This is a genomic window from Pseudomonas sp. GM49 (genome assembly GCF_000282355.1).
GTDB lineage: Bacteria > Pseudomonadota > Gammaproteobacteria > Pseudomonadales > Pseudomonadaceae > Aquipseudomonas.
The window spans coordinates 1-8,159 of sequence record NZ_AKJL01000109.1; the positions used below are offsets into that span (position 1 = coordinate 1).

The following is an 8,159-nucleotide window of genomic DNA, read 5'->3' on the forward strand; positions in this document are numbered from 1 at the left end:
CGAGCCTCGTCCAGGTCCGGCTTGGCGGTTTCGCACCAGATCAGGTCGGCGTACGGCGCGTAGGCCAGGCCGCGAGCGATCGCCTGGTCAAGGCCGGCGCGCACTTTGTAGAAGCCTTCCTGGGTGCGTTCGCCAGTCACGAATGGCTGGTCGTACGGGTCGCAGTCGGAAGTCAGCAGGTCGGCAGCGTTAGCGTCGGTACGGGCCAGGATGATGGTCGGAGTACCGGCAACGTCGGCTGCCAGACGGGCAGCGGTCAGCTTCTGTACGGCTTCCTGGGTAGGAACCAGTACCTTGCCGCCCATGTGGCCGCATTTCTTCACGGAAGCCAGTTGGTCTTCGAAGTGAACGCCGGCGGCGCCTGCTTCGATCATGCTCTTCATCAGCTCGTAAGCGTTCAGTACGCCGCCGAAACCGGCTTCGGCGTCGGCCACGATTGGTGCGAAGTAGTCGATGTAGCCAGCGTCGCCCGGGTTCTTGCCGGCTTTCCACTGGATCTGGTCAGCACGACGGAACGAGTTGTTGATGCGCTTGACCACGGTTGGAACCGAGTCCACCGGGTACAGCGACTGGTCCGGGTACATCGATTCGGCGGAGTTGTTGTCCGCAGCCACTTGCCAGCCCGACAGGTAGATCGCCTGGATACCGGCTTTGACTTGTTGTACGGCCTGGCCGCCGGTCAGGGCGCCCATGCAGTTGACGAAATCTTTCTCAGGACGGAAGGCCGGCTTGGCACCCTGGGTGACCAGGTTCCACAGCTTCTCGGCGCCCATTTTTGCAAAAGTGTGCTCAGGTTGAACCGAGCCACGCAGGCGGACGACGTCAGCAGCGGAGTAAGTGCGTGTCACGCCTTTCCAGCGCGGGTTTTCAGCCCAGTCTTTTTCGAGGGCTGCAATTTGCTGTTCGCGTGTCAGTGCCATGGGAGATAAACCTCGTCGCGTCTTTATGAAAAGTTGTTCTGCGGTGGAAAATTCCTGCGCTCGCTGACCAGAAGCTTAAGCGGTCAAGTCGGATTCGGCGGGGAGGGCGACGGGAAGAACGATGGGCTCGAGGGGAAGTGAGCAGGTAAAGGCGAACTGCGGGCGCATTCGGGCGTCGTGGGCCTTGGTACGAACATCAGTGTGGTGCCGGGTTACCTAATTACGCTTCCGTCCCTCGGGACAACTTCGTTCCAGTCGACAACCTCGTCAAACACACCTTGTGGGCGGTACAGACACGAAGCGGTTCGCGGGGGTAGGTTGCGAACATCGCCTCGAAGGCCCTTGCCAGGGCCCCTGATTAGCGGGAGCGAGGCCATCATGCCTTCGCTTTTTTGGCTCGTCAAACATTTTGTAGTGCTTTTCTTATGGCACTACATCTTTGGTCTAATACGACTCGTCAGTCAGTTTTTGGTGCTTTAGTCCAAGGTGTCGACTTTCACCCGCAAAGTCATGTCGTTGCGGCTCTGGGTCGAGTAGCTGCGGGTCAGGCCCTGTTTGTCGGCCTGGGTCTGGCCGTTTACCCCGGCCAGCAGGATCCACTCACCGAGGTGACCGGTGACGGTTGTGTCGGTGCTTTGCACGTTCACTACATCGGGACGTTCCTGGCTCATGCGGTCACGGTTGGTACTGATCGACAGGTGAACGATGTCGCCGGTGACGTTTGCCGTGACGTAAAAGCCCTGGGTGACGTTGCGGTATTCGGTCTGGCTGCTGTAACCGCCATAGGAGTCGCTCTGGCTGCTGGTGATCGGTACGCTCTGGCCGACCTGGATCAGCGCCGGTGCGCCTTCGCTGGCCTGCACTTGCTGGATGCCGCCGTCACGACTGTCGGTGCTGTAGTTGATGATGCGGGTCTGGCTTGGCTTGGCGCCGTTCACCGAGTAACCCTGGTCGCCCTGGAAATTGTTGTCGCTGGTGTCGACGGTGATCAGCAGGCGCTTGGGTGCCGTATCGAGTTGCGAAAGAAGGGCTTTAAGTTCGTCGATCTTGCGCTGATCGGCGTTGACGATCAGTTGATTGCCGTAGGTGCTGACCTGGCCATCCTTGCCGATGAAGTCCTGTGCTACCGGCAGCAGGTCGGCGCTGGTGCGGTAGTTCAGGGGCACGATTTCGGTGGCTGCCATGGCCGAAAAGCTGCAGGCCACCAGCAAGGTGCTGAGCAGGGTGCGTAGGGACATATCCGTTATCTCCGCCAACTTGAATTGATGATAGTGCCAGTTTATCGGCCCGGGGGTATGTAGGAGCGAGCTTGCTCGCGATGGTCTTGAGAGCGCTGCGGGGTGCCAGACTTCCAGCATCATCGTTCATGTTCATCGCGAGCAAGCTCGCTCCTACAGGTATCAGGTTGTCGGCTCGGGATGGGGCAAGTTGAATCGCAGGCAGCAAAACGCCCCGGCATCCGAAGATGGCGGGGCGTTTTGTGGTGTTTGCATGCAGCTTTTGTGGCGAGGGGGCTTGCCCCCGTTGGGCTGCGAAGCGGCCCCAAAATTCGACTGACTTCATGATTTTGTGAGTGCTGCGCACTCAAACGGGGGCAAGCCCCCTCGCCACAAGGTCTCAAGCCGAATGGCGAACCATGTCCACATGCGGAATCCCGGCTTCCAGGAACTCCTCACTGACCATGTGAAAGCCCAGGCGCTCATAGAACGCCGTGGCTTGCACTTGAGCGCTGAGCATCTGCTGCTTCAATCCGCGCGCTTCTGCTTCGCCAATCAGCGCTTGCATCAGTGCATCGCCGACCTTCAAGCCGCGCCAGTCCTTGAGCACCGACACCCGGCCGATGTGGCCGTCAGGCAGCAGGCGGGCGGTGCCAATTGGAAAGTCGCCTTCGAACGCCAGGAAATGCACGGCGGTTGCATCGTCGGCATCCCATTCCAGTTCAGGCGGAACTGACTGCTCGGCGACGAACACCGTTTCACGAATGCGCCGGATCTCGGCGTTGTCCTTTTGCCAGTCTGCGACACGTACGTGAATCTTATTCATCGGCAAACCCCAGGCTTCCTTGCTTGACCAGTTCGCACAACAGGCCGCGGCCGTCTTCGTCGCTCAACCATTCGCCGAGGTTGTCGGCGTGCAGTGCGTCGGCGGCGCAGATCATCTTCAGCAGTTCGCGCAGTTTGCCCGGCAGATAACGGCTCTGGCCGCTGGCGAATAGCAGCAGGTCGTCGTCGACTTCGGACCAGGCCAGGCGTGCGCTCGGGTTGCGAATCAGGATCGCGCCTTGTTCCAGTTCGTTCATGATGTCGTCTTCTTCGACCTCCTCCGGGCCCACCACCAGTTCCGGGTAGCGTGGCTCGGTCATGAACTGGCCGAACCAGGTCAGCAGCAGGCGCTCGTCGCTCATGTGCTCGGCCAGCAGGCCTTTCAAACGGTCGAGTGCATCGCGCTGGATCTGGTGGGGATCGGCAGTCGGCACGGCGTCGGCGTCGGTGTAGCGTTCTTCGTCCGACAGGAACTGGCTGAGGAAGTCAGTGAAGTGGGTCAGCACTTCAGCGGCGCTCGGCGCGCGGAAACCGACCGAGTAGGTCATGCAGTCATCAACGGCGATGCCACAATGGGCCAGGCGTGGCGGCAGGTAGAGCATGTCGCCCGGTTCCAGTACCCATTCGTCGGTCGCTTCGAATTCGGCGAGGATGCGCAGGTCGGCGTGGGCCAGCAGCGGGCTTTCGGTGTTGCACATCTGGCCGATCTTCCAGTTGCGCTTGCCGTGGCCTTGCAGCAGGAATACGTCGTAGTTGTCGAAGTGCGGACCAACGCTGCCACCCGGTGCGGCGTAGCTGATCATCACGTCGTCGATGCGCCAGCTCGGCAGAAAGCGGAAGTTTTCCAGCAGTTCGCTGACTTCCGGCACGAACTGATCCACGGCTTGCACCAGCAGGGTCCATTCGCGTTCCGGCAATTTGCTGAATTCGTCTTCGGCGAACGGACCGCGACGCAATTCCCAAGGGCGCTCGCCGTGCTCGATGATCAGTCGCGATTCGACTTCTTCTTCCAGCGCCAGGCCGGCCAGTTCGTCGGCGTCGATCGGGCTTTCGAAATCAGGAATCGCCTGGCGGATCAGCAGCGGCTTTTTCTGCCAGTAGTCGCGCAGGAATTCCCGTGCCGTGATGCCGCCCAGAAGTTGAAGAGGAATGTCAGGATTCATGTGTAACCTATTGAAAAAATGCACTTTTCAGACGGGAATAAAAACGCCCGGCGCGGCCGGGCGTCTTAAAAGGGTCTAGCGGTCGATCAGATGCGTCTGGCTTGCTCTACAGCGTTACCGATGTAGTTCGCCGGGGTGAGCAATTTCAGCTCGGCCTTGGCGGCGGCTGGCATGTCCAGGCCGTCGATGAAAGTCTGCAGCGCTTCTGGGCTGATGCCCTTGCCGCGGGTCAGTTCTTTCAGTTTTTCGTACGGGTTTTCGATGTTGTAGCGACGCATCACGGTCTGGATCGGCTCGGCCAATACTTCCCAGCACGCGTCCAGGTCAGCGGCAATCTTCTGCTCGTTGAGCTCCAGTTTGCTGATGCCCTTGAGGCTGGCTTCGTAGGCGATCACGCTGTGGGCGAAGCCGACACCGAGGTTGCGCAGTACGGTGGAGTCGGTCAGGTCGCGCTGCCAGCGGGAGATCGGCAGCTTGCTCGCCAGGTGCTGGAACAGTGCGTTGGCGATACCCAGGTTGCCTTCGGAGTTTTCGAAGTCGATCGGGTTGACCTTGTGCGGCATGGTCGACGAACCGATTTCGCCAGCGATGGTGCGCTGTTTGAAATAACCCAGGGAGATGTAGCCCCAGATGTCGCGGTCGAAGTCGATCAGGATGGTGTTGAAGCGCGCGATCGCGTCGAACAGCTCTGCGATGTAGTCGTGCGGCTCGATTTGCGTGGTGTACGGGTTGAAGCCCAGGCCCAGTTCGTCTTCGATGAAGGCGCGGGCGTTGGCTTCCCAGTCGATCTCAGGGTAGGCCGACAGGTGGGCGTTGTAGTTGCCGACAGCGCCGTTGATCTTGCCCAGCAGCGGAACGGCAGCGACTTGAGCGATCTGACGCTCCAGGCGGTAAACCACGTTCGCCAGCTCTTTGCCCAGGGTGGTCGGCGAGGCCGGTTGACCGTGGGTGCGCGACAGCATTGGCACGTCGGCGAAGCGGATGGCCAGTTCGCGGATGGCATTGGCGGTCTGGCGCATCAGCGGCAGCATCACGTCATCACGGCCTTCGCGCAGCATCAGGGCGTGGGACAGGTTGTTGATGTCCTCGCTGGTGCAGGCAAAGTGGATGAATTCGCTGACCTTGGCCAGCTCCGGCAGCTTGGCCGCTTGCTCTTTGAGCAGGTATTCGATGGCTTTGACGTCGTGGTTGGTGGTGCGCTCGATCTCTTTGACGCGCTCGGCGTGCTCGAGAGAGAAGTTTTCCGCCAGGGTGTTGAGCACAGCGTTGGCTTCGGCGGAGAACGCCGGCACTTCGCTGATGGCAGGGTGAGCGGCCAGGCGCTGGAGCCAGCGCACTTCAACCAGGACGCGGGCACGGATCAGGCCGTACTCGCTGAAAATTGGGCGCAGGGCCTGGGTTTTGCCGGCGTAGCGGCCGTCAACAGGGGAAACCGCAGTGAGCGAAGAGAGCTGCATGGGGTGTTCTCGGACAGTCGGGCAACGAAATGGGGCGCGTATCATACATGAAAAAATCCGTCGGTCCGTCGCCAACTGACCGGCGTATTACGCGTATTGCTAAGTTCGGTTCTGTCGATGCGGGTTATTCGTTACGCATCAACGGGTAAAGCTCTTTCAGCAATTTGCGGCGGCTGATCACCAGCTGCCAGCGATGACCGCCCAATTGCCGCCACAGGCGTGCCGAACGGATGCCGGCCAGCAGCAGGGCACGAATTTTCGAGGCGTTGCTCGGTTGTTGCAGGTTGCGCATGTCGCCGTGCACCTGGATGCGTTGGCGCAGGGTGCTCAGGGTGTCCTGATACAGCGCGCCGCAGGCGGCGATCACGTTTTCGTGGGCCGGGCCGAAGTGTTCGACCTGGGACTGGATCTGCGGCAGGCGTAAACCGATCACGTCGAGCATGTCGTTGCGCTTGGCCAGTTGGCGCTCAAGGCCGAGCATGGCCAGGGCGTAACGCAGCGGCTCGCGTTGCAGGGCGCTCGGGTCGCGCTCCAGGGCGCCGATCAGTGCGCGATAGCCTTCGCGCAGATTGATATCGTCGCCACCGTAGACTTCCAGGGTGTCCTTGGGGTCGCGGATCAGCAGGCTGCCGAGCATGCAGGTCAGGCCGGCTTCGTTGGTCTGGCCGCTCTTGGCAATCCTGTCCACCAGCACCGCGGCGAGAAATACGCCGCCCAGTGCTGTCAGTTGCTCCTGAATCGGGTTCATAGGGCCTGGCCCTTGCTCGTCCATGGTTCCGCTATTTCGATCACGCCACCACCGAGGCAGATTTCGCCGTCATAGAACACCACGGACTGACCCGGGGTGACCGCGCGTTGCGGGTCATCGAAGGTTGCGCGATAACCCGTGGCGGTTTTTTCCAGGGTGCACGGCTGGTCGCTCTGGCGATAACGAACCTTGGCAGTCAGCTTGCGTGGCTGGCTCAGGTCGATCGGGTTGACCCAGTAGATGTCGGAGGCGAGCAGGGCGCGGGAGAACAGCCACGGGTGATCGTTACCCTGGCCGACGATCAGTTCGTTGTGTTCCAGGTCCTTGATCAGCACGTACCACGGCTCATCGCTGGCATCTTTCAGTCCGCCAATGCCCAGGCCCTGGCGCTGGCCGATGGTGTGATACATCAGGCCGTGGTGACGGCCGATGATTTCGCCTTCGGTGGTCTTGATCTCACCCGGCTGCGCTGGCAGGTACTGCTTGAGGAAGTCGCTGAAGCGGCGCTCGCCGATAAAGCAGATCCCGGTGGAATCCTTTTTCTTCGCGGTCGCCAGCTCGTATTTCTCGGCAATGGCGCGCACTTGCGGTTTTTCCAGCTCGCCGACCGGGAACAGGGTCTTGGCGATCTGCTCACCACCCACGGCGTGCAGGAAGTAGCTCTGGTCCTTGTTCGGGTCCAGGCCCTTGAGCAGTTCGGTACGGCCGTCGATTTCGCGGCGACGCACGTAGTGACCGGTGGCGATCAGGTCAGCGCCGAGCATCATGGCGTAGTCGAGGAACGCCTTGAACTTGATTTCGCGGTTGCACAGGATGTCCGGGTTCGGCGTGCGTCCGGCCTTGTATTCGGCGAGGAAATGCTCGAACACGTTGTCCCAGTACTCGGCGGCGAAGTTGGCGGTGTGCAGCTTGATGCCAATCTTGTCGCACACGGCCTGGGCATCCGCCAGGTCATCCATGGCGGTGCAGTATTCCGTTCCATCGTCTTCTTCCCAGTTCTTCATGAACAGGCCTTCCACCTCATAACCCTGCTCGATCAGCAGGAGGGCGGAAACGGAAGAGTCCACGCCGCCGGACATGCCGACAATGACGCGCTTCTTTTGTGTGTCAGAAGGGGCTGGATCACGCATAGGGATTCAATGAGTGTCTTGAAAAAGGACGCGATTCTAACAGGCTGGAGCCTGCATGGCTAAAGAGAAGGACGGATCAATTCGAGGCCGAAGTGAATGCCTGCCAGATAGTCATCGATGCAGCGGATGATCAGCTCGCTACGCCAGTTGTCGCGTTGTTCCATTAATTCTTCGCGGGTCAACCACTTGGCGCCGACGATGCCGTCGTCCATTTGATAATCCGCGTGGTGTTTGAGCGGTTTGGCGATGAAGCAGACCCGCTGGTAAGTCACGCCGTTGCTGGGAGCGGTGTAGAGGTAAATACCCAGTACGCCGGTCGGCTCGACGTCCCAGCCGGTTTCCTCGAGGGTTTCGCGGATGGCGGCTTCGGTCAGGGTTTCATTCGGGTCCAGGTGGCCGGCGGGCTGATTGAGCACCGTTCGTCCGTGCTTGAGTTCTTCGACCATCAGGAAGCGGCCGTTGTCTTCGACGATGGTGGCGACGGTGATGTGGGGTTTCCAGTCCATGAAAGTACCTCGATTTATAGTGGGGTGTAGCACGCCAGAAGCAGAAACCCCGGCACAGGGCCGGGGCTTCTTTGCATCCTTACAACCTTAAACCAACGCTGCAACCGCTGCGTTGAAGGTTGCGCTCGGGCGCATGGCCTTGCTGATCAGCTCGGCGTCGGCGTGGTAGTAACCGCCGATGTCCACTGGCTTT

General features: G+C 60.4%; 9 protein-coding genes. All 9 read right to left on the reverse strand.

The features are described from left to right. Positions 1–920 (reverse strand): isocitrate lyase (gene aceA / locus PMI29_RS18565; protein WP_007996745.1); only part of this gene is annotated, 920 nt, incomplete at its 3' end. A 476-nt stretch (positions 921–1,396) separates the two neighbouring features. Next, positions 1,397–2,158, reverse strand: a complete 762-nt coding sequence (locus tag PMI29_RS18560; RefSeq protein WP_007996746.1) for a secretin N-terminal domain-containing protein — start codon at positions 2,156–2,158, stop codon at positions 1,397–1,399. Positions 2,159–2,537: 379 nt separating this feature from the next. Then, positions 2,538–2,963 carry a GNAT family N-acetyltransferase gene (locus PMI29_RS18555; protein ID WP_033052247.1) on the reverse strand — a complete coding sequence of 142 codons (426 nt, stop codon included), beginning with the start codon at positions 2,961–2,963 and terminating at the stop codon, positions 2,538–2,540. Beyond that, entirely contained in the window at positions 2,956–4,125 is a 1,170-nt protein-coding gene (locus tag PMI29_RS18550; RefSeq protein ID WP_007996749.1) for a ribosomal protein uL16 3-hydroxylase, read from the reverse strand. Before PMI29_RS18550 ends, PMI29_RS18555 begins: the two co-directional genes overlap by 8 nt. A gap of 86 nt (positions 4,126–4,211) precedes the next feature. Further along, on the reverse strand, positions 4,212–5,582 hold the full coding sequence (gene purB, locus PMI29_RS18545; RefSeq protein WP_007981277.1) for an adenylosuccinate lyase: 1,371 nt from the start codon (positions 5,580–5,582) through the stop codon (positions 4,212–4,214). A gap of 124 nt (positions 5,583–5,706) precedes the next feature. Further along, entirely contained in the window at positions 5,707–6,330 is a 624-nt protein-coding gene (hflD, locus tag PMI29_RS18540) for a high frequency lysogenization protein HflD (RefSeq protein WP_007996751.1), read from the reverse strand. Then, complete coding sequence (gene mnmA, locus PMI29_RS18535; protein ID WP_007996753.1) at positions 6,327–7,460, reverse strand: tRNA 2-thiouridine(34) synthase MnmA; 1,134 nt, start codon at positions 7,458–7,460, stop codon at positions 6,327–6,329. Before mnmA ends, hflD begins: the two co-directional genes overlap by 4 nt. Positions 7,461–7,519: 59 nt before the next feature. Next, positions 7,520–7,966 carry an NUDIX hydrolase gene (locus tag PMI29_RS18530; RefSeq protein WP_007996755.1) on the reverse strand — a complete coding sequence of 149 codons (447 nt, stop codon included), beginning with the start codon at positions 7,964–7,966 and terminating at the stop codon, positions 7,520–7,522. Between the two features lie 87 nt (positions 7,967–8,053). Next, on the reverse strand, positions 8,054–8,159 hold a 106-nt coding region (locus tag PMI29_RS33085; protein WP_007996756.1), incomplete at its 5' end, for an NADP-dependent isocitrate dehydrogenase.